The organism is Arcobacter roscoffensis (genome assembly GCF_024267655.1).
Taxonomy (GTDB): domain Bacteria; phylum Campylobacterota; class Campylobacteria; order Campylobacterales; family Arcobacteraceae; genus Arcobacter_B; species Arcobacter_B roscoffensis.
Genome location: NZ_CP100595.1, coordinates 1,822,314 through 1,849,217, shown reverse-complemented (window position 1 = coordinate 1,849,217; position 26,904 = coordinate 1,822,314). Strand labels below are relative to the sequence as shown.

28 protein-coding genes and 1 pseudogene are annotated in these 26,904 nt (G+C 27.4%); 14 read left to right on the top strand and 15 right to left on the bottom strand.

Features of this window, described 5'->3' with window-relative positions:
- Positions 1-519, bottom strand: a complete 519-nt coding sequence (locus tag NJU99_RS08645; protein ID WP_254575516.1) for a hypothetical protein — start codon at positions 517-519, stop codon at positions 1-3.
- Between the two features lie 162 nt (positions 520-681).
- Between NJU99_RS08645 and NJU99_RS08640 the strand changes: the two genes are divergently transcribed.
- The 4 genes from NJU99_RS08640 (at position 682) to NJU99_RS08625 (ending at position 3,247) form a co-directional block, all read left to right on the top strand.
- On the top strand, positions 682-1,278 hold the full coding sequence (locus NJU99_RS08640) for a hypothetical protein (protein ID WP_254575515.1): 597 nt from the start codon (positions 682-684) through the stop codon (positions 1,276-1,278).
- 218 nt (positions 1,279-1,496) lie between these two features.
- Positions 1,497-1,880 (top strand): hypothetical protein, encoded by a 384-nt coding sequence (locus NJU99_RS08635; protein ID WP_254575514.1) that lies wholly within the window; start codon positions 1,497-1,499, stop codon positions 1,878-1,880.
- Positions 1,881-1,929: 49 nt separating this feature from the next.
- The gene (locus NJU99_RS08630) at positions 1,930-2,529 is read left to right on the top strand and encodes a hypothetical protein (protein WP_254575513.1); all 600 of its coding nucleotides are present in this window, start codon (positions 1,930-1,932) and stop codon (positions 2,527-2,529) included.
- A gap of 1 nt (position 2,530) precedes the next feature.
- Positions 2,531-3,247 (top strand): hypothetical protein, encoded by a 717-nt coding sequence (locus tag NJU99_RS08625; protein ID WP_254575512.1) that lies wholly within the window; start codon positions 2,531-2,533, stop codon positions 3,245-3,247.
- A gap of 23 nt (positions 3,248-3,270) precedes the next feature.
- Here NJU99_RS08625 and NJU99_RS08620 read toward each other — a convergent pair whose 3' ends face one another.
- Together NJU99_RS08620 and NJU99_RS08615 are read right to left on the bottom strand one after the other, a co-directional pair.
- On the bottom strand, positions 3,271-4,542 hold the full coding sequence (locus NJU99_RS08620) for a C40 family peptidase (protein WP_254575511.1): 1,272 nt from the start codon (positions 4,540-4,542) through the stop codon (positions 3,271-3,273).
- A gap of 118 nt (positions 4,543-4,660) precedes the next feature.
- Positions 4,661-5,821 (bottom strand): TsoY family (seleno)protein, encoded by a 1,161-nt coding sequence (locus NJU99_RS08615; protein WP_254575510.1) that lies wholly within the window; start codon positions 5,819-5,821, stop codon positions 4,661-4,663.
- Positions 5,822-5,973: 152 nt separating this feature from the next.
- Between NJU99_RS08615 and NJU99_RS08610 the strand changes: the two genes are divergently transcribed.
- Positions 5,974-6,813: a GGDEF domain-containing protein gene (locus tag NJU99_RS08610; protein WP_254575509.1), complete on the top strand. Its 840-nt coding sequence runs from the start codon at positions 5,974-5,976 to the stop codon at positions 6,811-6,813.
- Positions 6,814-6,842: 29 nt separating this feature from the next.
- Here NJU99_RS08610 and NJU99_RS08605 read toward each other — a convergent pair whose 3' ends face one another.
- From NJU99_RS08605 to glmS, 5 genes are all read right to left on the bottom strand, one after another.
- Positions 6,843-7,121 carry a c-type cytochrome gene (locus NJU99_RS08605; protein WP_254575508.1) on the bottom strand — a complete coding sequence of 93 codons (279 nt, stop codon included), beginning with the start codon at positions 7,119-7,121 and terminating at the stop codon, positions 6,843-6,845.
- A 123-nt stretch (positions 7,122-7,244) separates the two neighbouring features.
- Positions 7,245-8,816, bottom strand: a complete 1,572-nt coding sequence (locus NJU99_RS08600) for an AMP-binding protein (RefSeq protein WP_254575507.1) — start codon at positions 8,814-8,816, stop codon at positions 7,245-7,247.
- Between the two features lie 12 nt (positions 8,817-8,828).
- The gene (locus tag NJU99_RS08595; RefSeq protein WP_254575506.1) at positions 8,829-10,034 is read right to left on the bottom strand and encodes a glutamate mutase L; all 1,206 of its coding nucleotides are present in this window, start codon (positions 10,032-10,034) and stop codon (positions 8,829-8,831) included.
- The gene (locus NJU99_RS08590; RefSeq protein WP_254575505.1) at positions 10,031-11,395 is read right to left on the bottom strand and encodes a methylaspartate mutase; all 1,365 of its coding nucleotides are present in this window, start codon (positions 11,393-11,395) and stop codon (positions 10,031-10,033) included. The genes NJU99_RS08595 and NJU99_RS08590 overlap by 4 nt, the downstream gene beginning before the upstream one ends.
- Positions 11,395-11,808 carry a methylaspartate mutase subunit S gene (gene glmS, locus NJU99_RS08585; protein WP_254575504.1) on the bottom strand — a complete coding sequence of 138 codons (414 nt, stop codon included), beginning with the start codon at positions 11,806-11,808 and terminating at the stop codon, positions 11,395-11,397. Before glmS ends, NJU99_RS08590 begins: the two co-directional genes overlap by 1 nt.
- A 241-nt stretch (positions 11,809-12,049) precedes the next feature.
- On the opposite strand from glmS, the gene NJU99_RS08580 reads away from it, so the two are divergent.
- Positions 12,050-12,937: a DMT family transporter gene (locus tag NJU99_RS08580; protein WP_254575503.1), complete on the top strand. Its 888-nt coding sequence runs from the start codon at positions 12,050-12,052 to the stop codon at positions 12,935-12,937.
- Between the two features lie 5 nt (positions 12,938-12,942).
- Here NJU99_RS08580 and NJU99_RS08575 read toward each other — a convergent pair whose 3' ends face one another.
- The 3 genes from NJU99_RS08575 to NJU99_RS08565 form a co-directional block, all read right to left on the bottom strand.
- Positions 12,943-13,503: a hypothetical protein gene (locus NJU99_RS08575; protein ID WP_254575502.1), complete on the bottom strand. Its 561-nt coding sequence runs from the start codon at positions 13,501-13,503 to the stop codon at positions 12,943-12,945.
- Between the two features lie 109 nt (positions 13,504-13,612).
- On the bottom strand, positions 13,613-14,254 hold the full coding sequence (locus NJU99_RS08570; protein WP_254575501.1) for a DsbA family protein: 642 nt from the start codon (positions 14,252-14,254) through the stop codon (positions 13,613-13,615).
- A 71-nt stretch (positions 14,255-14,325) separates the two neighbouring features.
- Positions 14,326-15,303, bottom strand: coding sequence for a tetratricopeptide repeat protein (locus NJU99_RS08565; RefSeq protein ID WP_254575500.1), 978 nt, complete (start codon positions 15,301-15,303; stop codon positions 14,326-14,328).
- Positions 15,304-15,430: 127 nt separating this feature from the next.
- Between NJU99_RS08565 and NJU99_RS08560 the strand changes: the two genes are divergently transcribed.
- The 8 genes and pseudogenes from NJU99_RS08560 (at position 15,431) to NJU99_RS08525 (ending at position 24,686) form a co-directional block, all read left to right on the top strand.
- Positions 15,431-15,910 (top strand): RraA family protein, encoded by a 480-nt coding sequence (locus tag NJU99_RS08560; protein ID WP_254575499.1) that lies wholly within the window; start codon positions 15,431-15,433, stop codon positions 15,908-15,910.
- A complete protein-coding gene (locus tag NJU99_RS08555; protein ID WP_254575498.1) occupies positions 15,910-16,473 on the top strand; it encodes a hypothetical protein in 564 nt (187 codons plus the stop codon). The genes NJU99_RS08560 and NJU99_RS08555 overlap by 1 nt, the downstream gene beginning before the upstream one ends.
- The gene (locus NJU99_RS08550) at positions 16,474-18,690 is read left to right on the top strand and encodes a tetratricopeptide repeat protein (protein ID WP_254575497.1); all 2,217 of its coding nucleotides are present in this window, start codon (positions 16,474-16,476) and stop codon (positions 18,688-18,690) included.
- Between the two features lie 20 nt (positions 18,691-18,710).
- Positions 18,711-20,801, top strand: coding sequence for a 5-histidylcysteine sulfoxide synthase (ovoA, locus tag NJU99_RS08545; protein ID WP_254575496.1), 2,091 nt, complete (start codon positions 18,711-18,713; stop codon positions 20,799-20,801).
- Positions 20,802-20,907: 106 nt separating this feature from the next.
- Complete coding sequence (locus NJU99_RS08540) at positions 20,908-21,705, top strand: hypothetical protein (protein WP_254575495.1); 798 nt, start codon at positions 20,908-20,910, stop codon at positions 21,703-21,705.
- Positions 21,706-22,212: 507 nt separating this feature from the next.
- Positions 22,213-22,497, top strand: a pseudogene (locus NJU99_RS08535) (LbetaH domain-containing protein); the annotation flags it as partial.
- Positions 22,498-22,705: 208 nt separating this feature from the next.
- The gene (locus NJU99_RS08530; RefSeq protein ID WP_254575494.1) at positions 22,706-23,734 is read left to right on the top strand and encodes an ankyrin repeat domain-containing protein; all 1,029 of its coding nucleotides are present in this window, start codon (positions 22,706-22,708) and stop codon (positions 23,732-23,734) included.
- 307 nt (positions 23,735-24,041) lie between these two features.
- The gene (locus NJU99_RS08525; RefSeq protein ID WP_254575493.1) at positions 24,042-24,686 is read left to right on the top strand and encodes a CatB-related O-acetyltransferase; all 645 of its coding nucleotides are present in this window, start codon (positions 24,042-24,044) and stop codon (positions 24,684-24,686) included.
- A 20-nt stretch (positions 24,687-24,706) separates the two neighbouring features.
- On the opposite strand, the gene NJU99_RS08520 is transcribed toward NJU99_RS08525, so the two are convergent.
- The 4 genes from NJU99_RS08520 to NJU99_RS08505 form a co-directional block, all read right to left on the bottom strand.
- Complete coding sequence (locus tag NJU99_RS08520) at positions 24,707-24,991, bottom strand: type II toxin-antitoxin system RelE family toxin (protein WP_254575492.1); 285 nt, start codon at positions 24,989-24,991, stop codon at positions 24,707-24,709.
- The gene (locus NJU99_RS08515) at positions 24,988-25,200 is read right to left on the bottom strand and encodes a hypothetical protein (protein WP_254575491.1); all 213 of its coding nucleotides are present in this window, start codon (positions 25,198-25,200) and stop codon (positions 24,988-24,990) included. The genes NJU99_RS08520 and NJU99_RS08515 overlap by 4 nt, the downstream gene beginning before the upstream one ends.
- Before the next feature lie 116 nt (positions 25,201-25,316).
- On the bottom strand, positions 25,317-25,946 hold the full coding sequence (locus tag NJU99_RS08510) for a hypothetical protein (RefSeq protein WP_254575490.1): 630 nt from the start codon (positions 25,944-25,946) through the stop codon (positions 25,317-25,319).
- 87 nt (positions 25,947-26,033) lie between these two features.
- Entirely contained in the window at positions 26,034-26,843 is an 810-nt protein-coding gene (locus NJU99_RS08505; protein ID WP_254575489.1) for a hypothetical protein, read from the bottom strand.
- Between the last annotated feature and the right edge of the window lie 61 nt (positions 26,844-26,904).

Below are 26,904 nucleotides of genomic sequence, written 5' to 3'. Positions count from 1 at the left end.
TTATACCTCTAGTTTTATTACAGAGCAACTATGGAAGTTGTCTAGTACTTTTTTTATAGTTGGAAATACTTTTGCTGATGCAGTTGCTAATGCAATTTCTGTAATAATATCTTTACTATATTTAAAATATATTTTATCATATAAGTTTTCATCAATAGTTTGTTCATTTAAAACAGCAAGTGTAAAATCATATATATCTTTTAATGACTGGGGTAAGTTTTTGCCCTCATTAAAAACTATTTCTTTAATGATTTGTTTATCAACTCCTGCTTCTAAAGCCATATTTACATTTAGTTGTAGGCATTCTCCACAATCTTCATTTTTCATAGTGGTAAGCTTTACTGTATACATAACATCTTTTGGAGTTTTCTCACAAAAACTAGCCATAGGCAAAAAGTTTTGAAATGTTTCAAAAGCATTTGGGTTGGCTTTTAACATATCTTTCATATAAGTTGTATTGTAGTCATAGTGTGCATGAAAACCTTCAAGCATTTCAAGTGATTTTTTTTCGTCTAACATATCTATTCCTTTTGTTGGTTTGTATATATAAGACGAAATAGGAGTTAAAAGTGTGACATATATTATGAAAAATGCAGAATAAATCCTTTTAAAACATATTTATATTATTTTTTAATACTAAAATAAGTATTTATTAATTAAAATTAAATTCAAAGGATAATTATGAATATAGGTATAACAGAACAAAGATATACAAACTATCAAGCACAAAGTAATAATTCTACTAAAACTCAATCAAATGAGGATTTTTCAAGTGCTTTGGAAAACTTTAAATCTAATAAATCAGAAGAAACAACAAAAACTAATATAAAGAATGAAGAGTATGATGAGAAGTATGAACTTGGATTACAAAGATATAATGCCTTTCAAGATGGTGATAATAAATGGTTTGAAAATTCAGTTTTTGAAAAAGATCAAAATGCTAAAAATGAGTTTATCAATTATCTCTCTGAGTTATCAGTAGAGGAATATATGTCTGTAAGTATAAAGCTTCTTAACTCATTTGGAGATTTGGAACTTGGTCCTGATGGGAAAGTAGTAGAAGGCTCAGCTCGTAAAGACCCTTCAAAAGAGTTTGCTTCAATAGGAAGTACAATAAACTATTTTGAAAGTGAACTTAATGAGCTTATAGAAGGAGCAAGAAAGTTTGGTGGGGATCCGTCATATATGGCAAATCTTTTAACAGATGTGGTAAACTTTTTTAAGAATTATCAATCAAAAGAGCAAGAAAGCCAATATCAAGCTTTAGGAACTAGATAAAATACAAACTTGAGGAAAAGTATTCAATATAATATTTATTTTAAACATAATTATATTATTTTTTAATATTTAAATAAGTATTTATATATTAAAATACTTAAAATTTATTATATAAGGAAATATTTATGAAAAAATTAGTTTTACTAATTACGTTAGCTCTTAGTAGCTTAAGTTTAAATGCAGCGTCACTTTTGGGGTAAGTAAGTGCAAATACAAGTATGTGTTATGTTTGGGGACATAGTTGGGCACACCCTTCATCTCCACAAGCTAATACTTGTTTTGATATTAGAAATGTTGGTACGGATATAAATGGCTGGGATAATGGAAGTCATGGTAATGTAACTAAAACATATAAAAATCTTGAAGGTGATTATATGCTAATTCAAGTAGATGTATTTGGAGTACCTGCTGATGAACCAACAGTTATGTATAAATATCAAACTCTAAATGCAACTGGATATAAACAAATAGTTAATTATAATAGTAGTCCTGCTATTATAAATGGGAGTAGGTATTATTTTGAGTATTTTGGTAATGTAGGTTCAGGTGATATTATAGTTAAACATCATTCTAAATATGTAGATGAATTACATGTACAATAAATAGCTAAAAGATGGATAATAATCCATCTTTTATTTTCAAAGGATAATTATGAATATAGGTATAAGAGAACAAAGATATACAAACTATCAAATACAAAGTAATAATTCTACTAAAACTCAATCAAGTGAGGATTTTTCAAGTGCTTTAGAAAACTTTAAATCTAATAAATCAGAAGAAACATCAGAAACTAATGTAAAGAATGAAGAGTATGATGAGAAGTATGAACTTGGATTACAAAGATATAATACTTTTCAATATGAAGGAAATAAATGGTTTGAAAATTCAGTTTTTGAAAAAGATCAAAATGCCAAAAATGAGTTTATTAATTTTTTATCTGAATTGTCAGCAAAAGACTATTTAATATTAAATGGAGAACTTAATTCATCTTTCGGAGGACAATTAATGAAAGATGAAAATGGAAACATAGTATCTGGAAGATATGAAAAAGACCCTTCAAAAGAGTTTACTTCAATAGGAAGTACAATAAACTATTTTGAAAGTGAACTCAATGAGCTTATAGAAGGGGCAAGAAAGTTTGGTGGGGATCCATCATATATGGCAAATCTTTTAACAGATGTGGTAAACTTTTTTAAGAACTATCAATCAAAAGAGCAAGAAAGCCAATATCAAGCTTTAGGAACTAGGTAAAATGCAAATTGATAAAGGAAGAATTAAATCTATTATCTTTTTTATCCCTTTAATACTATTAGTAATTATTAGTATGAATAGTTTATCTATTGAGGATAAAAAAGAAAACACAAAGAATATTAAGACAGAAGAAAATCAGATTATACAAAAAGAAGAACCTAGAGAGATAATCAAAGAAAAGATAATTACAAAAACTTTTATAAAGTATATTGAAAAGAAGGATATTGAAGAAACTCAAAAAGATATTGAAAAAAAAGCTACAAATATTTTTGTTAATGAAAATCATGAAGTGAAAACCAAAGATGAAACTTCAACTTTAGTTGAAAGAGATGATGAAAGTAAAAAATATAAAGTATCTGTCATTAGTGATAAAACAATTACATCAACCCCAACAGGAGCATCATATATAGTTTTAAATGGAATAATTTATAATCAAGGAGAAGAAAATAGCTTTTCTCTTTCTTTTAATGAATACTACAAAGAGTATTTAAATAGTGTATATATACAAGTCACAAATAGCAAACTAGATATTAAAGCAAGTTGTAATGGTAGTTTTTTAAGTGGAGTAAATTCGGCTTATAGTTATGATATAGGAATAGATATTTCTGGAGATAGTTTATCATGTTATATTATTTCTGAAAAAGAAAAACAAGATATGAAAGTGATATTAAATAAAAATAACTTTAAAAGTCTAGAAGAACTCAAGACTTTTGATTAAGTTAATATTAAGTTTATTAAAAATTATAAGATAACCAAACCTTGAATTTTTTTTAAGATACTTTTATCCTCATCAAAATCTTTTAGTTCTCTTCCCATATCAAGGGGTGTAATTGTGGCTTTACCGATGATATGTCTGTATTCATCGCCATTTGAATCTTTTAGTTTTACACTCCAAACATTGTGCATTACAAGTGGTTCATTATCTTTGATACCAACATAAAGCATTATATGTCCTTTTAAGTATACTAAAGTTGAAAAAGGCACTCCGTATTTCATAAGAAATAGCTTTTTTTGTTCATTCGAAAGTTTTGACATATCTTTGTAAAAACCATTTTTTGCTTGACCTTTTGAGTTTCTTTCTAAATACTTTCCAAAAGGTGCAAAGAAATCTTTTGTAAAAGAAGAACAATCTCTATTGTTTAGTAACCCACCCCATCCATAAGGTTCATTTAGAAGCTGTTTTGCTATTTTGATTCTATTTTCTGCGTTGTATTTTATAGGGAAGGCTGATACTTCCTCATCTTTTATATTTATATATGAAATATTTGCTTCTTGGTTTTGAACTTTTTGGGCTACTAGGTATGTATCATCTTTTTTAGGAAAAATTGTACCTACTTTTACATACTCTCTAAAACCATTTTCATATAAAGGAAATTTCTCTTTTATTGCTATAAAATAGTCATTTGTTTTAAACTTATTTATAAACTTTTCATTTACAAAAGCAATATCACTTATGTTTATCCACCCTCCAAAGCTAGAAGCTTGAGCATAAGCCCATGCTTTATCTTTTGATAAGTGTGAGACTATAATAGGTGAGTTTATTTTAAGAAGTGAGTTTTGGTTATAGTCAAAAGGAAATCCTTCCCCTGGTTTTGTTGGTTTAAAAAACATAGGTTGATTTGTAGGTAAAACTCTTACATTTGTATTTTTAAGTGTAATTGCTTTTTTCTTCAGGGTATTGTATTTTTCAAAGTTTGCATTCGTTTCTTGCTTTAAAAACCAGCCTAAAGAAGCTTTTTTGTAATTTTCTAAGTAAATGTCTCTAAACTTGTAGTTAAGCCCCCACATGGCTTCAAGTTGAGAGTAAGAGACTTCTTCTTGACTCCAAGGTGAAAAATGCTTTTGGAGAAGTTTATTTGCTTCTTTATTTTGATTCATAAAATCATCGTTAGGAAGCTTTTCTTTTATGTTTATATTTGAGATTTCAATTTTTTCTATGTTTTTACTAGTACAAGCGGTAAAAAATGTTGCTATTAGAATGATAAAAAATGTATTTAAAATAGTTGTTTTCACTTCATAATCCTTTTTGAATATTTTATAAATGGATTGTATTAAAATAAGATTGTAAATAAGGTAAAGTATAATTTTATTTTGAAAGAACTTATAAAAAAAGAGGTTTTAAACCTCTTTTTTAGAATTCAAACTTTGTTTTTAGTTTGAAAAAATAGATGATAGTTTTTATTTGGATATAAATAAATGGAAGCATTAGTAAAAAGTATGCAAGGGAATATTTTACAATTACTGTATTAAAAGTAAGACCAAAATTAATAAAGAACATTCCAAATACAAAAAACGCAACTCCAGGACAAATAAGTGCAAAAGACACAGGTGATTTATCAGCTCCATTTACGTACTTTTCAAAGTATCCAAGTTGTTTCATAACTTTATATCCTAATAGCCCAAAGATTACTTGAAGTGATACTATTGTAGCTGTTAGAGTAAATAAAGATGATTTAGCAAGTGTTGCTTCAAAACCATGATGTAATCCAAAAGTAACTCTAATAGCAGTAATACCTAAAAGTGTTAAAATCGGCAAAATAATCCACAAAGAAGGACTAGCTTCCACTGAAATACCATGCTCAAACATATTTTTAAATCCCATAGTAAGCTTAATAATAAGCAGTAAAACACTAACAGAAGCAAAAAATATAGCTGCAAAAATACCAATAGCATTTATAGTGATATTGTGACTCATCGCACCAGGTGCTGCAAAACCTACAGCTATCATAGCAAAAGCGAAGATTGAAATCATTTGTGAAAGGTTATTGTTTTTTGTAAAGTCAAAATCACCTTTGATTAAAAGTCTTGAAAAATAGTTCATGAATATTTTAAGCCCAAAATATCCAGCAACAGTAAATCCAAGAAGTGCAAATGGAAACATATATTCAACAATACTCCATAAATTTGGAACAAAAACAGCTCCAAGTACAAAACATACATTTATAGTCATTGCGTATGTTAATGGCATTGTCATTAAAGTAATCTCAGCATTTGAGTTTACAAGCTCTTTGTATTTATCAGTTTTTTTAAAAAGATTAAATTGTTTTGTATTCCATATTAGAAGCTTGAAGTGAAAATATGCAAAAACAAGTATAAATACCAAAGATAAAGCAATTACAATAGACAGCCATGTGCCTTCAAGTAACTTTGGCATGATAAAATCAAAAGTTGCCATTGGTACGCCTTCATGTGGTACTAGAAACATTAAATACATAAAAAATGATACAGATAATCCTCCTGCTCCTAGTGCAGATAAAAAACACATTGGTGTGAATTTTTCTCTTAGTTTCATTTGTTTTCCTTATAATAAATTGATTTGTAATATTAGTAAATATTATATTAAATCCTTATAAATAAAATATAAGTTTTAGTTATAAGTATATTCAATATGGCTTACTAAGCCTTTTACTGCTATAGTTTGAGCAATAAAACTAGGGTAGGCTAATGTATAAAATTTCTGTTTCAAAAGATTTATTTGAAGATATTTTGTTAAAAAAAACTTCTTTACTTACAAAGAAAAGCTCAAAGTATTGGAAAAAAGAGCTACTTGAACCTAAAATAGTAGATGATAAAATCACTTATTCAATAAAACAGTTTGAAAAGCTTCTTATTACAAATGGTTTAGGTGATGATAAACCACAACTTGTTGTTGAGTGTAAAAAGGTAGATTATTCAAGCTCTTTTGATAGATTTGAGTTTAGCTTAGGAAAAGTATTTGAGCAAAAAAATACTCAAGTTGAAGAAGATTATAAAGATACTTTAATAGAACAACTTCTAAAAGAAAAAGAGTTGCTTGAAGATAAAATGAATAGGGATCATCTAACCCAAGTTTACAATAGAAAAAAAATGCAAGAAGATTTAGAGCATTTTACAAATCAAAATAATTCAAATCTTTTATGCGCTATTTTTATAGATGCTGATAGATTTAAAGGTATAAATGATAATTTTGGTCATGAAGCAGGGGATAGAACACTTCAATATTTATCAAATAAGCTTCTAAAACATGCAAACTATTTAAATGGTGAAGTTTATAGATATGGTGGGGAAGAGTTTGTTATTCTTTGTTTTTTACCAAAAGATCAAATTATTAAAAAAGTTGAAGATTTAAGAGTAGATATTAAATCACAAAGTGTGTATCATAGAAATAAAGATATATCTCTTACAGTTAGTATTGGTGTTGCTTTTTATGATGAGTTTAAAAATAAAGATTTATTAGTTCAAAAAGCTGATGAAGCTGTTTATAAAGCTAAAGATAAGGGTAGGGATGTGATTGTGTTTGCTTAAACTAGAGTTTTAAAACTCTAGTTTTAAGATTACTTAGCTATTTGATTAGCAATTGCTTCGATATCTGCATCAGATAAAGAAGAAACTTGACCTTTCATTAAACCTTTCATTGGTCCACCGTATGAACCATCTTTGTAACCTTTCATTGCTGCGATGAAATCTGCTTTTGTCATATCTTTGATAATCTTAGATTTTCCCATTGCAACTTTTTCCCCATTTGCACCATGACAACCAACACATTTAGCATAAGGGTTAGCAAATGCTACACATGCAGTTAATAATGACGCTGCTACTACTAATTTTTTCATATTTAAATCCTTCTACAATTTTTATGAAATGATATTCTAATAGATTTTTTATTAGAAGTAATTGATATTAGTCAAGGATTGTGGAGAAATAGTGCAAAATGTAGCCATTTGGCTACATTTTTATTATTTTTCTAGAAGTTCGTTTTTTAACTCTTCTTTATTTATTTTATTTTTGTCACTAGGCACTAGTGGAAGAGATTTTTTATAGATTATTTTTGAAGGAATCATATAAGATGCAAGATGTTTTTTAAGCTCAAATGTTATCTCTTTTGGTGCAAGTTCACTTCTACTTGAATAAACCATAACTATCTCTTCTTCTATTTCTTCATTTGGAACAGAAAAGATTGCACATTGTTCAATTTGAGGTAAGTTATTTGCAACTACTGATTCAATTTCATAAGGACTTACTCTAAATCCTCTTGTTTTTATCATGTTATCATGTCTAGATACAAAGTAAAAATAACCTTCTTCATCTTTGTATACATAATCACCTGTTGCTACAACTATTTCATCAGTTAATTGTCCTTCTAAATCTATTACATCTTTTAAGATTTGAATTGATTTAAATCTTTGAGCAGTTTCTACAGGAGCATTCCAAAAACCTCTATATATATAACCACCTCTGTGAATTAGTTCACCAACTTCTCTTGGCTTACACTCTTTCCCTTCTTCGTTTATAACATATAATTCTACATCTGGAATAGCTTTTCCAATTGAATCAGGTCTTATATGAATTTGTGATGGGTCTAGGTACGTAGATCTAAAAGCTTCTGTTAATCCATGCATTGAATAAAACTTTGCATCAGGGAAAAGCTTGTCTAATCCTTTTAACATTTTTACAGTTACATTTCCTCCTGATGAAGTAAGTACTCTTACATTTGAAAGTAAGTCTGAACTTGGAAGTCTATGTTCATCTTCATCAAACATATTTGAAATATTTACAGGCATTAAAGGAACTACAGTTACTTTATCATTTATCAAGTGATTATAGAAGTCTCCTGCTAGTATGAATCTATGTAATGCTAGTGTTGCCCTTTTGTAAAGAGAACAGAAAATTTGATTTAATCCATAATCAAGATTAAAGATTAATGTTCCTGAAATCACATCTTCTTCTCTAAGTTCTAAATATTGAGATACAACTCTTGCTGAATCTATTAGATTTCTATGAGATATAACAATACCTTTAGGTTGACCTGTAATACCAAAAGAATAAGTGATAACAGCATTTTCATGCCCATTTACATCATGCTTAAATGGTTTGTTATAGTATTTGTAAATTTCTTCAAATGATGGAATATCTTTATGGGCAGTTTCATAAGAAATTATATGACCATTGAAGTCAATTTCTTCTATACTTTCAAGTTTTAACCTATCAGTGATGATACATTTTATATCACAATCATTGATTATATATTGAACTTGCTCAGGCTTTAGAAGTCTAGTTAGGGGAACAAGTATATAATCAGTAGAAAGTATTGATAATATTGCTATAACTTGATCTATACCCTTGTTTGAGTATAAACCAATTCTTGAACCTTTTGGTAAATCTAATTCTTTTAAATAAAAGGCAACTTGATTTACTTTTTTAAGTAAATCTTCATATGAAATACTTTTTTCATTAAAAACTATAGCAGTTTTACTTGGATGTGAAACTGCAGAGTCTTCTAATAATGTTCTAATACTATTTATAGACATTTTTGTTCCTTCTTATTTTTTTTCATTTACGCCAAGTGTCCAAATATCATAGTTGTTATCCATAACTACATTTGGATTATGCTCAGAGTTTAGTATTTTTTGATAGAAAAATGATACAATATCTTCAATTTCTTTCGGCTTTAAAACCTTAGTAATACCACCTGTAAAGACTATAGAGTTTAAAACTAAAAGTTTGATATTTACATATGAGTTTACATAAGTTGATACCTTACATAAAACTAAGAATATTGCTAATTGCATTAAAATAACTGTTGCTTTAGGACTTTGCTCTTCAAGGATGTTTTCTGTAACTTTTAAGTGCGCAAGTAACTCATAAACAAACTCATTGTTTTTAGCTGCAAAGATTAGTGATTCTTTTGATTTGTAAACACCTAGTTTTTTAAATACAAGTCTATCATACTCATTTTCGGTAACCATATTTTCATCTACTAAATCTTTTGAGTAGTGAATATCAGTAGTAGCCCCACCAATATCTATTAGGATATATGGGTCTGCAACTGTAAACTTACTTCCTATTTGAGGAAGAGTTTTATTTACAATATATGGTGTTGAGTAGATTTGATTTGAAGTAATATCATATAAGTGTTTGATGTCTTCTTTACCCATAATATCAGCTTGATAAAGGTTTGTTAAATACTCTTTTAAATTCTCTTCTTCAACATGAAGTTTATTTGTAATAATATTTGGTAAAACACTTAAGTTTTCAATGTTTTCACTTAAATAAGGTGCATCTTTACTACTTCCTACAAAAACAATATTTGAGTAGTTTACATCATTTAAAAATTTAAATAGTTTTTCATCAAACATACCACTTACAGAATCAATTCCACCAACAACTATAACAACATCTATTAATTCACTTGGTATTGATGTTTCTTCAATATCTTTATAAAGCACTGTATCAATGATATTAATACCTGAATTAAAAGCGATATTTGTAGCATACTTTAGTGAAAAAGAGTTTGTAACTCCAATAATAAGTGTACTTAAACCACCGTTTGCAGAAGAACAAATAAATACATCTTCTTTTTTATAATTATTAATTGTTTCACCACACTTATAAGTTAAATCATCATAAATATCTTTATTAAAATCTCTAAAGTGTTGTTCCACACCCTTTGTAGTACTTAGTTTAAAATAAGTACTTCCAACATCGATTAAAAGTTTATCATTTGTATTTTGCTTTACTTGGCTCATTGCATAATTCCTATATCATGGATAATATCATTTACTATTGATGTAGTATCTTTTTTTAAGTCACATTGAGCTTTTTCATACTCAAAACACTTATCTGGAATTGGAACTTTTCCTCTTTTTATGATTCTAATATTCTTGTTTTTATCTCTAATTGTAATCATTTCATTGTTATTGATAATATGAGGAGAGAATGGAACATCAATAGTTCCATTTTTAATAGAGTTAAATACTTTTCTCCATAAAGTATCAGCAGGGTCATTGAATACAGCTTCCATAATAGCCATAACTTCTGCTGTTAAGTTCTCTTCCTCTTCTTGATCAACTACATTTGGAAGACCATTTAAAATTCTAAGAAGATATTGTGTATTTGCTACTGTTTCAGCATTTGCTTCTTTTGTAGGAATACCTGAAGCTTCTTGATTTGTTTTTGTAATAAGCTTATTAGCTCCAACCATTGCAGCAATAACTGTACTCATAGAAATAAGTTCAGATGCGTAGTTAGAGTCCATAGGGAAAGCACCCATCCATTGATGATATACTAAGTGAATATCAGCATCACCACAGTTAATCTCATTTGCATAATGCTTTGCAAGTTTTTTGATAACTGCACCCATTACAATATCTTGATTCATAGAACCAGTTTGAGAGAATGATACAGAGAAAGATTTTACTCCCTCTTCAAGTGATAATAACATCTCTAATAACTGAATTACGATAGTAATACAAGGTGGAACTAAAGTAGCTGTTAAAGGTCCAAATGACTCTCTATTTATAGGTTCATTTAAAACTGAATATTTCGCACAAACTCTCTCTACATATTTCCAATATAAAAATGCCTTATCAAGTGGGAAGTTCTTAGAGTAAGGAAGAAGGTATGTAATAGGTCCTCCCTCAATCTCAAAAATACCAGATGCTATTGCAGTTTCTATTAAAAGTCTTGCATCAGGAGTACCGTGTCTTAATGAAATAGGTTTGTTAAAATGAGTCATCATTTTTCTTGATGTTCTGTATCCATGTGTTACTAATGGATAACCATTTAACATATCAACTTCATTTTCTTCACTAAGTCTTAGCATCTTTTTTGCTGTTTCATAGTCATTTAGTCTTGTATTTGAATCAACTGTACATGGAAGAACATCAACGTCAGCCTTATCAAAAAACTCATATAAAGCAAACATTTTGTCATATGTTGGAAATCCACCTCTTGGTTGTACCAACATTTTATTTTTTGTTTTAAAATTATGAGAGATAAAAAGATCTTTTGAAGCATTTTTTACAAAATCTTCAACTTCTGCAAAATCAAAGTTATCTACATGCTCATTATTTAATATAATATTTCTTTCTTCTTGTAATAAACTCATTAGTTTTTTCTACCTTCCATGAATTTTTCTAATTCATCTAAACCAGTATTTAAATCCACTTGGTGGAATACTAAATCAAAACCATAGTTTTTAAATCTTGGAACAATATCATCTGCACTTCCTGTTCCAACTACTAAGTTACCACCAATCATAAATACTACATCATCTAAAAGATTTCCATACTTTGATTTTAAAATCTTAAGTTCTCTTGCCCAACCCTCAGCTTCACCGTTTAATGATGAGATTAATAATATATCTGCATTTGTTTCAATTACTGCATCAATAAACTCTTCTAAGTAAGTGTTAACTCCAAGGTTAAATACCTCAAAGCCTCTTGCTTGAAGTGAAAGGTCAATTAGTCTGTTTGCTACTACGTGGATGTCGTTTCCAACTACGCCAGTTACTACTTTCATATTTTCGTACCTAAATTTTTTATAGTTTTTATTTCTTTAAAAAGGCAAATATTCTATCTAAAAAGTGGTTATATTTCTATTAGTAAGGACTTTTTAATAACTATTGAATAGCTTTATTAAATAAATTTCATTTTTATTTCTACTTAGTTTCATAAAAGTTATAATATATATTTTCGAATTTAATTTTACTTGTAGTTTTTTTTACTATTATTCTGCAAAAATAAATAATTCAAGGTGTATTTTGAATACTTTGCATGTAAAAGCACATATTTTAATAATAATAGCAACTATTCTTGTAGCAGGATCTTTTATAGTAACTCAGAAACTTGCAGGTTTAATCAGTCCCTTTTCACTAATACTTTTAAGATTTTTAGCCTCCGCAGTTATCTTATCTCCACTTATACTTGTAAGAAGAAAATATAGAGAAAAGATAATCTCTACCATGCCAAGAGCTTTAATTATAAGCTTTTTTTATGCAGGTTATTTTGTATTGATGTTTATAGCTTTGGAGACAACTACAGCTTTAAATACAGGGGCTTTGTATACTTTAGTTCCTTTAATAACAGCGATATTTTGTATTTTTATTTTTAAGGATAAGATTACTTTTACTCAATGGCTTGTATATATTTTGGGAATTATTGGAACTTTAGGTGTTGTATTTAAAGCAAATTTTGATTTGTTTTTATCTTTTGCCTTAAATAGTGGAGATTTAATCTATCTTGTGGGCATTTTATTTATGACTCTTTATTCTATTTGTATGAAGATTTTATACAAAGATGATGATCCGATTCTTTTAGTGTTTTGTACCCTAGTTGGTGGTGCTTTATGGATGGCTGTGATTTTGCTATTTACAGCAGAGCCTTTAAACTGGTCTGTAATAAAAGGGGATATGTTCTTTTATATGGTTTATTTAGTAGTTGCAACAACAATTATAACTTTGTACTTATATCAAAAAGCAACTATTATTTTAGGTCCTAAAAGTGTGATGTCATATATTTATTTAACACCTGCAATAATTGCAGTGTTTGTGTATTTCTTTGATGGAGTTACTATATCAGTACCTGTAATGCTTGCTATATTTATATCAATGTTAGCAACTTTAATACTGCAATTTAAAATCAAAAATTAGTAGTTTTATTTGTCTTTATCAAGATTTTCAAGACGATGTAAGATAGGATTTATAATAAATTTTGATTCAAATACTAAATAAGAAATGATAATAAGTAAAACTACTATAGTAAAAGTGTTGATAAATGATGAAGACTCTAAGCTCTCTTTTTTTATAATAGATATATTTTCATTTATTAGGTATAAAAGTTTTTCTTTAGAATTTAAAAGTTCTATAAACCTTTCTTTGTCTATATTTTTATTTAATAAAATAAAGTTATTTAATTCTTTATTATAATTATTTTTAACTTTCTGGTATAAAGGATTTGCCATAAGTTTTATGTTTGTTTTTTCTAAGTTTTTCAGATTTACTAGAAGCTTTTTTTCTTCATTTTTATAGAAGTTATTTATACTTTTTTCAATTAGAATTGATTGTTTATTATTGTCTTGTATAAAGCTGGTATAGTCACTATTGTCTGTAGTGATAAGTGAGATATTTATTATTGATATAACAATCAAAAAAACAAGAGAAAAAAATCTAGTTAAGTATATAGTTTTGTAATTAAGGTTTTTGATAAATTTACACATGATATAGTTTATACTAATCTTGATTATAATCAAGTTAATAAAGTTTATTTCTTGATTTATACTTAAAAAACAAAGAAAGTTTTTTATCTCTCTTTGTCTCTATTTTTATTTAAAGTTCTGAGTTAATTAGCTCAATTAACTGTTCTAGCCCAAAATCTTCTAAAGGTTTAGAGTTTACAAAAAATGATGGAGTTTTATTTGCTCCTAAGGCTTTTGCATCCGCTAAGTCTTGTTTGATTATTTCATCAAGTTTAGGATTTTTTACAAACTCTTTTGCTACTACCATATCAATAAGTCCAGATTTTTCAGCTATTTTTTCAACTATATCATATTGAACTACATGGTGTTTTACCCAGTATTTTTGAGTTACAAAAAGAAGTTCTAAAAGCTCATTAAACTTTCCTTGCTCTTTTGCAGCTTCTAATAGTTTTACAACTTTATCAGAGCCCTCATGAAAAGGTGCATATCTATATACAATTTTTATATCATCACCGTTTTGTTTTTTTATCTCTTTTACGTAAGGATGAAATAAAGCACAAGTACCACAAGCAGGATCTAAAAATTCTACTAACTCAACTTTAGCATCTTTTTTACCATCTATATATGAGTGAGGTCTAACTAAAGAAGTGTTATTGTTTTGAACTTTTTCAAGCTCTTTTTGTTTTTGCATATTATTGTAAACATATCCAGAAACGAAAAATATTGCTAATAAAGCAACAACTAAAATAATTACAACTTTTTTATTTTGCATTTTTTACCTTTTTTTTAATTGGGCGAAATACTAACATATCAGAGTTAACAAAAAATTAAGCACAAAAGATTTTAAGGCAATTGAGATATTGCTTTTATTTTCTCACTTAAGTTTCTATTTACTCTATTTAGTGAAGCTTGAATTATGGCTAAACTTTCATTATCAATACTATTTTGCCTTGCTTCAAGATATAAATCTTGAGCAGTTTTAAGATTTTCAAATTTTTCATAAATTAATCCAAGATTATATAAAACTTCCCAACTTTTGAAGTTTAATTCTTTATTTAAATTTTCAAGTTCTTTTTTTGCAATACTATAGTTTGCATTTTCTATTAACTCTAAAATCTCATCAAATTTATCTTTTTGTTGATTTGTTAATTCTAAACTAGTTATTTCATCTATTACTTCAATAGTATAGTAGTTGTAATGAGGAGATATGTCTTGTAAAAAATTTTGAGCTATACTTTTTGCAAGGTTTGAATTTATACTCTTTTTGTTTCTATGAAAATCTGAATAGTAAGGGTAAGATTTATGTCTATAACATTCATCTTCAAACTTTGTTTTTGTATAGACTTTTGAAAAAAGTATTTCATTTGCTGATGTTTTTATTATATCAATTTTTGTTTTTACTTTGTAGTCTCTTTTCTCACATGGAATAAGCTTTTTTATGTACTGTATGCAAGTTCTTTTTTTTGTTTTTTTATCAACTTCATAAGTTAAACATCTTTTTTTATTGAACTCTTCTTCATAATATATGTGATAGTTTAGTGAAGATTCTAAAACTTCTCCTGTAATAATTGCATCTGTATTAAAGCTATTTGTTTTAAGTCTAAATAGTTTTTTGTTTTTTATATAAGCTGAGGATAATCTCTCTTCTATTTGTGAAGTTTGATTTATATTGTCATTGAAAAATCTATCAACAAAAACTGTATGTATTTTTTCATCTTTTATCTTTGAGGGATGAAGGGATTTTACTGTGATTTTTGTAGCACAGCCACTAAAAAATAAAATGCTAAAAGCCAATAAGATTATTTTTGAAAGATTACTCATGATATCCCCTTTGAAAAAATTATATTATATTTTAAAAGTGTAAAAAAAGTGATAAATAAGAATAAATTAATAGTAAAATGAGATAATATAAATCTTAATTAATTGATTTTAGAAATAAGGATGAAATATGGGATTTTTTACAGCAGATTTATGTGATGAGCACAGCGAGAAAACGGAGGTTTTAGGACCAAACTTTAAATCATATGGGGGAAGTAAAAAATTCAGAGGCACAGCTATTACTTTTAAACTAGATAAAAACAACAAAGATTTAGCTAAGTTTTTAAAAGAAAATAAGGGTGAAGGAAAAGTAGTAGTTGTAGATGTTGAAGAAAAATACTATGCAGTTGTTGGTGATAACTTAATGAAGTTCGCAGACGACAATCACTTTGAAGGGCTTATTGTAAATGGTTATGTAAGAGATACTGTTACAACAAAAGAGTTTCAAACAGGACTTTTAGCAAAAGGAACTTGTCCTAGAAAATATATACCAGTTCAAGACGCTCAAATGAATGTAGCTCTTACAATTGATGGTGTAACAATCAATGAAGGTGATTATATTTATGTTGATCCTGATGGTGTAGTTGTTTCAAAAGAGAGTTTAGTGTAATGTATCTTTTCGGTTTTGGTTCACTTATAAATTTAAACAGTGCTCAAAAATCTTTTGAGAGAGAGCTTAGTTATGATGATTTAATTCCTGTAACAATTAAAGGTTTTAAAAAAGTTTGGAATAGTATTGAGCATATCCAGTTTGATGGTGTAGATGTTAATGGAGTGTTTTTAAATCTTCAAAAAGATGAAACTACTCAAACAAGTGGAGTTGTTGTAAAAGTAACTCCACAAGAGTTTGAAATCTTAAAACTAAGAGAAAAAAACTACTCGCAAGTTACTATAAAAGCTTGTGATGTAATAGGTGCTGAACTTGATGAAGATGTTGTAGCTTTTATGACAACAAATGAAGAAAAAATAGCAAAAATAGGAAATGAAAACTGTTTTATTCCTGCAAAGTATATAGACATACTTACAAATGCTTTTGAAAACTATGATACAAGTTTTGTAGAACAGTTTAAAAAGGAGTGTTTAGAGGATTTACCTTTTGAATTAAAACAGGGAACTTATAGCTTTAGTGACCCAATGCAGCAAAAACTAGCAAAAGAAGGAATCAAAAAGTAGATGGCTCAAAACTGTTGTACTATTTTTACTTCAAAACTTTGTGAAACAAAAAGAAAAAACCTTGAAGAGAATATCATCACCAAAAATAACAATGAACTTCATATCACCTTTTGTGAGGGTGATACTTTGGAAAAATTTGAAGAGGATTTAAATACGCTTACGGGAAACTCTTTTTTATATTTTCTAAAAAAAAGAGTTTCTAGTACTTTTATTTCTGTAATTTCTGTTGTGGTTATTATGTTTGCTTTAATTTCTGCTTCTATATATGAAGATTTATTAAAAAAGATAATCTTTGAGTTACCTTTTGAATGGGAGCTTACAGATACTATATCTTTTGTTTTCGTGGTGATTTTTTTCTTAGGTTTGATGATGATGCCTTCTATTTTAGATGGTGAGGGAAGTGAGTTTAAAAATATCTTGGCTTCTTGGTTTAATAAAGACATAAAAAAACTAAAAAGACTAAGACTTGCTTTTTCTCAGTTTGATAAAAAAACTCCAATTCATATTTATAATATGGATTTAGCTGACAAAAACCATTGGGTATTTAGACTTCTACTTAAAATTTTAACAAAGAGATTTTCAAACTTAAATTTGTATATTAGAAATGATCAAATAAAAAGCATCGAAAAAAGATTAAAGTCTTTAGATATTTTAAATATGGAAGTTATTAAAAGTAAAGCAAAAGAAGATACTTGTGATATTGATTTTCTTTTATCTTCAAAAGAGCAAAAACTCTATTCACTTATGCAGTTAAGCTCAACAAACATAATAAAAAGAAAAGATAAAAAAATCTTTGTATCTTTAGAACTTTTTGAATATTGCGGTAGGAACTTTTTTGAAAATGAGAAAAGTAGTTCAACTCAACTAATTTCTGGCTTTCAAAACTTTGTAAATAGAAGCTTTGATGATTTTAGATTTGTAGCTCAAGAAAAATCTATGCAGATTTATTTTACATCACAAGCAAATATAAAAGAGCTTGAAGATGAGCAAAGAAGACTCTCTTATTATCTTAGAAATCATATAGAAGAGTGTGTTGAGTATTTTGATAATCCAATTTCACTACTTATTTTATACTACTATGTAAGAGATGTGGTTTTAGATGAAAAAAGAACTATTGCTATTTTAGAGAAGTTTATTTTATCAGTTTATAAAAAACAACAGTACGAGCTAATCGATGAGTTTTGGTTTCAAATAGCAGGGCAAATGTTTGATCCTTTAGATATAAACTCTTTTGAAATGTCAAGTAATTCTTATTATAGAAAGCTTTCTATTGAGTCTTTAAATAAACTAATTTTCCTATTTGAAAGAAATGGTCATTTTGAACAAGCCTTGCTTTTAGCAAAATATTTATATGAAATAAATCCAAATAAATACTCTGTATCTATTTGCTCACTATATGAAAGAACAGGGCAGTTTGATAAAGCTTATAATTCATTACCAAAAAGCTTAAATGTAGGAAAAAATAAAAAGCCAAGTGATATAGAAGTACGATACTTTCAAAGAAAAGCTTGGATAGTAGTAAGTCAAAGAAAAGATGAAATAAAACAAGAAGGTTTAGACTCATTGCAGAGTTTACATGAACTGATATTTTCTCACAATGATGACAATGAACCTTTATGGTTATGGCATTATTATAATATAAAAGCAAATTATGCTGAGTGGAACGAAGACTATGAAGGCGCTATTAGTAACTATAAAAAATGTTTATCAATTCCAGCTTTAGGAGCTTTTGAATATGGTGCTACTTTTGTAAACATGGCAATAGCATATAGGTTTATGTATCTAACAAATGATAAACAAAACTTTGATAATATAAATAAGTCTATTGAACTTGGAAAACTTGGAGTATTGCTTAAAGAGTCAGTTGGTGATAGGGATGAAATGCCTGTAGTTCTTCATAATCAAGCCTTAAATGTTTTATATAAAATGATTTACAGTGATATTGATAAAAAGGTTTTAGAAGAAGTAGTTTTCATAACTGATGATGCAATAAATGTTTTAGATAGAACAAAATCTATAAAAAGACTTGGAATGCTTTTAATTGAAAATATTATTTCAAAACAGCTTTTAGAATTGGATGCTTCAATTAATCTTGAAAGATTAGAAAAGCACTATTTAAAAGTTGATGAAAATGAGTCTAAACAGATACAAAACATATACAAAGAGTTTATTAAAACCAATAAAATAGCAAAAATTAAATTTTTAGATAACACATAATTAAAAACAAAAGGAAAAGAATGGATTATATAAGGAATACTATTGATTTAACCCAAGGTTCTATTGAAGAAAAAAGAGAAGAGATAAAAAACTATTTTCTTCAAACATATGAACTAGATGAGAAGTTGTTTGACCTACTAAAAGATGAAAAAAATATTTACGAACAACCAAATAGACTTAGACATCCATTAATTTTCTATTATGGACACACTGCTACATTTTTTGTAAATAAACTAGTACTTGCAAATATTTTACAAAATAGAGTAAATAAAGAGTATGAATCTATCTTCGCTATTGGTGTTGATGAGATGTCATGGGATGACTTAGAAAAAAAACACTACACATGGCCAACATTAGAAGAAACAAAAGCATATAGAGATAAAGTAAAACAAATAGTTTTAGATTTAATAGATACTATTGAGTTTACAATGCCTATAAATTGGGAATCTCCTATGTGGATTATTATGATGGGAATTGAACATGAAAATATCCATATTGAAACTTCATCTGTACTTTTAAGAGAACTTAAAATCAAATACATGAGTGATGATGAACTTTTTGAATACAAAAATGAAGAAAGCCATGACTATCCTACAAATGAACTAGTTGAAGTAAAAGGTGGAGAAGTTGTACTTGAAAAAGATAGACAAAACCCTGTTTACTATGGATGGGATAATGAGTTTTCATTCCATAAAGCTAATATCAAAGACTTCAAGGCTTCAAAATACTTAGTATCAAATGGTGAGTTTTTAGAGTTTGTAAAAGAGGGTGGATATAATAAACCTGAACTATTTAGTGAAGAAGGAAAAGAGTGGTTAGACTTCTCACAAGCAAAACATCCTACTTTTTGGGTAAAAAAAGAAGGAAGATACTATCTTAGAGAGATAAACAGAGTAATACCTTTACCTTTAAACTATCCAGTTGATGTAAATGTTTATGAAGCAGAAGCTTTCTGTAAATACCTAAGTAATAAACTTGGATATGAAGTAAGGCTTCCAAGCGAAGATGAATACTACAGACTTTATGACTACACAAATGCAGGGCAAAAAAAAGCAAATATTGGACTTAAGCAGTTTAATCAATCTCCTGTGGATAAGTATAAGTTTGATGAGTTTTATGATGTGGTTGGTAATGTATGGCAGTGGAGTATAACTCCTACATATCCATTTGATGATTTTATAACACATCCTATTTATGATGATTTTACGACACCAACTTTTGATGATAGACATGCACTTATGAAAGGTGGTTCTTTTATCTCACTTGGAAATGAAACTCTAAAGAGTGCAAGATATGCTTTTAGAAAGCACTTCTTCCAGCATGCAGGGTTTAGATATGTACAATCAGACAATGAATGTAGAACAAAACTAAATGACAATGTATATGAAACAGATGATTTAATCTCTCAATATTGTGAGTTCCACTATGGTGCTGAGAACTTCGGAGTTAAAAACTTCCCTAAAAACTCTGTGGATTTATTAAAACCTTATTTAGATGGTGTAGATACTAAAAAAGCTATGGATTTAGGTTCTAGTGTAGGTAGAAGTACTTTTGAGTTAGCAAAAACTTTTGATGAGGTTTTAGGTATTGACTTTAGTGCAAACTTTATCAATGTAGGTGTAAAACTTAAAAAATATGACTCTCTTGTGTTTAAAGTAAAAACAGAGGGTGAGCTTTTTGATGAAAAAACAGTATCTTTAAAAGACTTTGATTTAGAAGATACAAAAGACAAAGTTACATTTATGCAAGGTGATGCTTGTAATCTAAAAGACCTATATACAGGATATGATTTAATCTTCTGTTCAAACCTAATAGATAGACTATACTATCCTCAAAAGTTCTTAGATGATGTACCAAATAGAGTAAATCAAAACGGACTTTTAGTACTGCTTTCACCATACACATGGCTAGAAGATTATACACCAAAGAAAAACTGGCTTGGTGGATATATCAAAGATAACAAAGAAGTAAAAACACTTGATACTCTAAAAGAAAACCTAGAAGATAGGTATGAACTACTTGATACTATAGATGTACCTTTTGTGATAAAAGAAACAAATAGAAAATACCAACATACAGTATCTCAAATGAGTATTTGGAAGAAAAGATAGGAGTTTTCCTGTCTTTAGGGTTGCTTTAATTTAGAAATAATCTAATAAAGTAAGTATATTAATAATATTATGTTAAAATCACAATAAAATTATTTAGGGTAGTATAGTGAAAAGAGTTGAAAGAATAAAAAATTTGTTGAACGAACTTGATGTAAATAAAGATAAAAGCTTTTATTCATTTTGGATTAAATTCTTTGAAGTGGATAATATTATTAGTATTTATAGTAAATTAATATATTTAAAGAAAGAAGTTGATTTATTTGAAGAAGAATTAAAAGAATTAAAACTTGAAGAAAATACTCAATTTATAGAAGTTGTAAAAACTTTAAATCAAATTGTTAATACGCGAAATTTTAATGCTCTAATAAGAGATCAAATCGTTATGCAACCCAAAAATTTTAATACAATTATTGTAACATTAGATATTTTCAAAACTTTTGCTGATGCTAAACATATCCATAATATAGAAGAAGATGATATTTTAGAAGAGGATTTAGAAGAATTTAAAGATTTAATAAATAGCTTAATAAAAAATTTATCAATAACTAATATGAATAATGAAGATAGAGAGTTTTTTATTGATTTTTATTCAGATTTTAATGAAGCTTTATCTTTATATAAGATAAATGGACTAAGTATATTTGTCAATATAATAAGAAAAAATATTTGTAAAATAAAAATAATCAATGAAGAAAGTGAATTTGAAAATACTCATAGAAATGGTGCAAAAAAAATTGTAGGTATAGTATTTTCTTGGAGTATAAAGTACCTTAGAAATAAAACACTGGGAGTAATAGATTCACAAATTGTTAAATATCTTGAAAACGAAGCTGAAAAATGGTCTAAACTTCCTAGTTTTAAAGATGATAATACTGATGTTATCGATGGAGAAATTGAAGATTAAAAAAGATGATAAAATGAATAAGACTAGTTAAGTTTAATCTAGAATTTGGTCTTGAAGAAATAAGGGTCAGGTCATGAATTTCCATTTTTAGAAAAATCAAATTCACAATTCAACACTGACCTTGGTTCAATTAATATTAAGTTCATTCTTTAGTTCGCAATATAGTCTAATAAAATTTATTTAATAACACTAAGCTTCGATAATAGAGTCATTTTATTGAGTCTAAAGTAGTTCATTTCTTAGTTCGTATAATAAAAAATCAATAGGTTGAAATTCTAATGCCCCACAAAAGATGTAAGTATAAAATCAAAACTAGATAAATATATGTATAGAATAGATTTTCAAAAGACAAATTCTAATATAATATGCAATAAAAGTAATATTAAATTACGATAATTCTTTTAACGTGCAAAAAAGGTATGACTATGATTGAGTTTATGCCTTCTTATGATATTATGCAAATTTTATTAAAACTACAAAAAAGAGTTAGAAAATAAGGCATAAAATATGAAAGCATTCCATTTTGAAAATCAATTTTCATCTCAATTATTAAATGAAACAGTTAATCATCCAAATATAAAAGTAGGTGGATTCTCTTATTATTCAGGGTATCATCACAAACATGATTTTCTTGAATGTGTAAGATAGTTACATGATAAAAGAAAGGATGTTGACAAACTTATTATTGGCTCTTTTTGCTCTATTGGTTCTGGAGCAGTTTTTATGATGGCTGGAAACCAAGGGCATAATATGGAATGGATAAGTACTTTTCCTTTTTATTTTCAAGCAAATATTTTTAATTCATCTAAAAATGCTTTTATAAAAAAATAAGGGTCAGATCATGAATTTCCACTTTTAGAAAAGTCAAATTCACAATTCAACACCAGACCTGAATTTGACACCTGGAATTGTGAAAAAAATCTTTAATCTTTTAGAAGATTCAGCTAAACAATTAAAACTAATAAAAGAAAGACTTAGAATAAGAAAATAGGAATAAAAAATGTTTGAAGTAAGAGTAGGTGAGTGTCATGAGTTAGCTAGTAAATACTTCGCTACAAAAGTAGTAGATACTTTTAAAGTTGAAGAGTTTGCTATTAGTTATATTAAAAGAAAACTAGATAAAAATCTTAAATCTTTTGCTATAAATTGTGATAATAAAGAGCAATTAATAGAAGCTTGGAAATCACATGGAGATTTTTATTTTATAAGTGGAAATGAGGATTACTATTTTTCAATCCACTATGTAGAAGAAAATGCCCAAAAGATTGTAGATGAAATCAATAAAAAGAAAAAAGAACTTGATGATATTATTTTAAATGAAAATAGGCTTTATTTAGATAGAAGTGAAGAATTTAAAAAATATGAAAGTAAAAAGAAAAGTTCAGTTTTGAGCCTTGTATCTTCATGGCCTAGACATGCTTTTACAAAAACAATTAAACAATATACAAAAGCATTAGAATTATTATTACAACTTTATCCAAACTTAGAAGAACAAACAGATGATAAATATAAAAGAACAGCTCTACACATAGCTTGTAAAGAAGGTCTTTTTATAGCTATTGAATTACTTTTAAAATATGGAGCAAATCCAAATTCATATGATTATAAAAATTCTCAACCATTAGAATATTTAACAAACTATGCTTGGAGAGCTAGATGTGATGGAATGATTCCCATATATCAGTTAGTAAAATCAGGAGCAGATATAAATAATTTATCCTTAGGTGAAGATACTCAAACAGCATTAGGTTGGACTATTATTTATGGAGGAAATCAATTATCAGTTGTATCACTGCTTTTAGAAAATGGTGCAGATGTAAATTTAGCAAATAATAAAGGAGAAACACCTCTTATATTAGCAGCATCGAGTGATAGAGTTGATATCTGTTGGTTATCATATATGTATGATGTAGATTTATATGCAAAAAATAATGAAGGTAAAACAGCTCTTGATATAGCAAAAGAAAAAAAAAGAGAAAAGGTAATAGCATTTTTAGAAGAAGTTATTAAAGAAGATAAAAGAAAATAACTTCATGGATAGTAATGATGAACTTATAAAATACCTTGAAGAACAATTGAAAATAGGGGTCATGTCATAAATTTCCCCTTATAGAAAAATCAAATTCACAATTAATCCCTGACCTTAGCTCGAGATTAATATTAAGTTTATTCTAGGTAAAATCTAATATAATATGCAATAAAAGTAATATTAAAGTTGAATGGTTTATCTAATATGCAAAAAAGGTATGATTATGATTGAGTTTATGCCTTCTTATGATATTATGCAAATTTTATTATAACTACAAAAAAAAGAGTTAGAAAATAAGGCATAAAATATGAAAGCATTCCATTTTGAAAATCAATTTTCATCTCAATTATTAAATGAAACAGTTAATCATCCAAATATTAAAGTAGGTGTATTCTCTTATTATTCAGGGTATCATCACAAACATGATTTTCTTGAATGTGTAAGATACTTACATGATAAAAGAAAGGATGTTGACAAACTTATTATTGGCTCTTTTTGTTCTATTGGATCTGGAGCAGTTTTTATGATGGCTGGAAACCAAGGGCATAATATGGAATGGATAAGTACCTTTCCTTTTTATTTTCAAGCAAATATTTTTAAAACATCTAAAAATGCTTTCATAAAAGCAGGAAATACTACTATAGGAAATGATGTCTGGATAGGCTCAGAAGCGATGATAATGCCAGGTGTAAGCATAGGAGATGGAGCTGTAATAGCAGCTAGAGCTGTAGTGACAAAAGATGTAAAGCCTTACAGTGTTGTAGGAGGAAATCCAGCTACTTTCATAAAGACTCGTTTTGAACAAAAAGAAATAGAGCAATTACTTACTATAAAGTGGTGGAATTGGGAAGAAGAAAAGATAAAAGAGAATATGCCTCTTATCTGTAGTTCTAATATTGAAGATTTATGGAACTACTGGAATAAAAATAAAAAGGTTTTAGAAAATAAATAAGAAGTTTTTAACACTTCCAATTATTTGTAAACATCGCCTCTAAAATCAACATCAGTTATAATAGTGATGATTTTAATTTCCTCATTTACTAATTCAAATAAAATTCTAATTTTTCCAAATCTAATTCTATAAAAGTGTTGTAAATTTCCTTTTAGTTGTTTTACATCGACATTAATATCTTCTTTTAATACAATTTTTTTTATAGATTTTATAACAAGTTCTTTAGTTTTTTCTTTTGAAAGTATATGAGAGTTTTTTGAAAAGAATTTATCTACTTTTTTAAGATATTGTATCTCTAAATTCATAATTGAATAGATTCTTTAGAAGATACAATTTTATCATCATTACTTATATTGTCGAGTAATTTTTCATAATATTTTTGTTCATTGTCAGATACAGATTCAATTGTATCAGTTATAGTGATATTTTTGATAAAACCTTTTTTTAAACTATTTACAATATTTAAAAAAGATTCATAATTCTTATCATCAATTTGTAATTGAATAGTTTTCATTTGTCATCCTTTCATCGAAGAATTTATTTTAAATTTTAATCACTTCTATTATATCTAAAATATGATTGACTATTTATAAAGGTATAAGAGAAGAAAAGAGACATTTACTCTTTACTCTACTGCTTCAAAGCCTGTAAAAGCTCAAGTTCTTCGTGATTTTTCTTTAGCTCATTAACTTGTGTTTCGTTAATAGTTTTACTTAAATCATCGATATTCTTTTGGGCTTTTTCTATTCTTTTTTCAAAACCTAATATATCTAAAGATACACTTTTTTTATCATCTTTTCTATTCTCTTTTGAAATATTATTTACATGAGAATCTTCCATATCTAATACAGCTTCACCTTTTGTTCTTTTTTGAAGTTTCATTACTAAAAGCTCTAGTCTTGTAATCATTGATTCTATTTGTTTTATTTCATCTGAGTCATTTGAAGATTTGGCTTCTGCAATTTTTCTTTTGATTGCATCAAGAAGTTCTCGTAGCATTTCCATCTCTTCAACAGTAAGACCTGTTTTAAATAAAGACATAATATCTTCTAAAAGTTTATCTGTAACTTCTTGCTTTTCTTTTGCTGTTAGTTCTTCTTCTTTATCTTCATTTTCTTTACTGTTTTTTTGTTCACTTGATTTTTGAGCCTCATCTAAATCATTTGCAAAGACTGAGTTTGTAGAGTTTTTTTCTTCAACTACTTCTCTTCCTGTAGCGTCATATGAAATGTTTTTATTATTATCAAAGTTTACTTGCAAAATATATTCCTTAAAATAAATTATGTATTATATTATCATTTGAAAGTTTAGTAGTACATAAAAAAGGGAAGAAAAACCTCCCTTTTTTTAGTTATTATAAATAATCATTAAGTTTGAATGATCTTTTTTATTTTCTAAGTAGTTGTTTAAAAGCTTTGATTTTCCATTATTTTTACTATCTAGGGCTAGTATTTTATTTCCTCCAAACTCTAAAGCAAAAGAGAAGTGACTTCTATCTTTTGTAAGTAGGGTATTGTTTTTGAGTGTTCGAAGTTGAAAAATCTCATAATATTTTTTAGTTGTTTCATCTAGTACTTTATCATTGATACTATTTTCTTCTGTTTTATGCCACATTATCATAGTAGGAATACTAGCTAAGGCTAAAGACATTTTTTCATCGCCAAGTTTTTCTATATATAGTTTCTCAAAAAAGTCATCAAGATTATCTTTTGACCAGTTTTTTATCTCTTTTATTTGAGATAAAACCTCATCGTCTATTAGGTTAAATTCATTTAAAATTAGCATTGAGTATGGTATTTCTTTCTCTTCTAGTAGATTTGCATTTAGAAAATTTTCATAAGACTCTATACCAAGTCTTGCTTTCTTCTTAGAAGATGGTATATAAAAAGACCAACATTTTCTGTCATGGTTATCACTTAATAAACCATTTTTAGTTTTTATGATGTAAGTGATATTTTTGGCTTCTTCATCTAAGGGTATAGTGATTTCAGCTCTATACAAATAGCCAAACTTTAGATTTCCAAGCCTCTTGGCTTCTACTTGTTTTTCATCAAAAAAAACAGAGTATTCTTGGGTTGTTTTACTTAAAAAACACACAACATATTTATTATCATTTTCAAGTGATAATAAAGGACCTAAAACTAGTTTTTCACTCATATGGGCTCCTTTTTTGTGTTTGTTAAAGCTAGGATTAAGATTATAACATATAAGTTTGTTT

Bases quoted from the DNA above. Each gene is read 5' to 3' on its own strand.
- NJU99_RS08575 (WP_254575502.1), bottom strand. From the start codon at position 13,503: ATGTGTAAATTTATCAAAAACCTTAATTACAAAACTATATACTTAACT.
- NJU99_RS08605 (WP_254575508.1), bottom strand. From the start codon at position 7,121: ATGAAAAAATTAGTAGTAGCAGCGTCATTATTAACTGCATGTGTAGCA.
- NJU99_RS08505 (WP_254575489.1), bottom strand. From the start codon at position 26,843: ATGAGTGAAAAACTAGTTTTAGGTCCTTTATTATCACTTGAAAATGAT.
- NJU99_RS08565 (WP_254575500.1), bottom strand. From the start codon at position 15,303: ATGAGTAATCTTTCAAAAATAATCTTATTGGCTTTTAGCATTTTATTT.
- NJU99_RS08560 (WP_254575499.1), top strand. From the start codon at position 15,431: ATGGGATTTTTTACAGCAGATTTATGTGATGAGCACAGCGAGAAAACG.
- NJU99_RS08615 (WP_254575510.1), bottom strand. From the start codon at position 5,821: ATGAAACTAAGAGAAAAATTCACACCAATGTGTTTTTTATCTGCACTA.
- NJU99_RS08640 (WP_254575515.1), top strand. From the start codon at position 682: ATGAATATAGGTATAACAGAACAAAGATATACAAACTATCAAGCACAA.
- NJU99_RS08635 (WP_254575514.1), top strand. From the start codon at position 1,497: ATGTGTTATGTTTGGGGACATAGTTGGGCACACCCTTCATCTCCACAA.
- NJU99_RS08520 (WP_254575492.1), bottom strand. From the start codon at position 24,991: ATGAATTTAGAGATACAATATCTTAAAAAAGTAGATAAATTCTTTTCA.
- NJU99_RS08595 (WP_254575506.1), bottom strand. From the start codon at position 10,034: ATGAGCCAAGTAAAGCAAAATACAAATGATAAACTTTTAATCGATGTT.
- NJU99_RS08525 (WP_254575493.1), top strand. From the start codon at position 24,042: ATGAAAGCATTCCATTTTGAAAATCAATTTTCATCTCAATTATTAAAT.
- NJU99_RS08515 (WP_254575491.1), bottom strand. From the start codon at position 25,200: ATGAAAACTATTCAATTACAAATTGATGATAAGAATTATGAATCTTTT.
- ovoA (WP_254575496.1), top strand. From the start codon at position 18,711: ATGGATTATATAAGGAATACTATTGATTTAACCCAAGGTTCTATTGAA.
- NJU99_RS08645 (WP_254575516.1), bottom strand. From the start codon at position 519: ATGTTAGACGAAAAAAAATCACTTGAAATGCTTGAAGGTTTTCATGCA.
- NJU99_RS08550 (WP_254575497.1), top strand. From the start codon at position 16,474: ATGGCTCAAAACTGTTGTACTATTTTTACTTCAAAACTTTGTGAAACA.
- NJU99_RS08590 (WP_254575505.1), bottom strand. From the start codon at position 11,395: ATGAGTTTATTACAAGAAGAAAGAAATATTATATTAAATAATGAGCAT.
- NJU99_RS08555 (WP_254575498.1), top strand. From the start codon at position 15,910: ATGTATCTTTTCGGTTTTGGTTCACTTATAAATTTAAACAGTGCTCAA.
- NJU99_RS08570 (WP_254575501.1), bottom strand. From the start codon at position 14,254: ATGCAAAATAAAAAAGTTGTAATTATTTTAGTTGTTGCTTTATTAGCA.
- glmS (WP_254575504.1), bottom strand. From the start codon at position 11,808: ATGAAAGTAGTAACTGGCGTAGTTGGAAACGACATCCACGTAGTAGCA.
- NJU99_RS08610 (WP_254575509.1), top strand. From the start codon at position 5,974: ATGTATAAAATTTCTGTTTCAAAAGATTTATTTGAAGATATTTTGTTA.
- NJU99_RS08600 (WP_254575507.1), bottom strand. From the start codon at position 8,816: ATGTCTATAAATAGTATTAGAACATTATTAGAAGACTCTGCAGTTTCA.
- NJU99_RS08530 (WP_254575494.1), top strand. From the start codon at position 22,706: ATGTTTGAAGTAAGAGTAGGTGAGTGTCATGAGTTAGCTAGTAAATAC.
- NJU99_RS08630 (WP_254575513.1), top strand. From the start codon at position 1,930: ATGAATATAGGTATAAGAGAACAAAGATATACAAACTATCAAATACAA.
- NJU99_RS08625 (WP_254575512.1), top strand. From the start codon at position 2,531: ATGCAAATTGATAAAGGAAGAATTAAATCTATTATCTTTTTTATCCCT.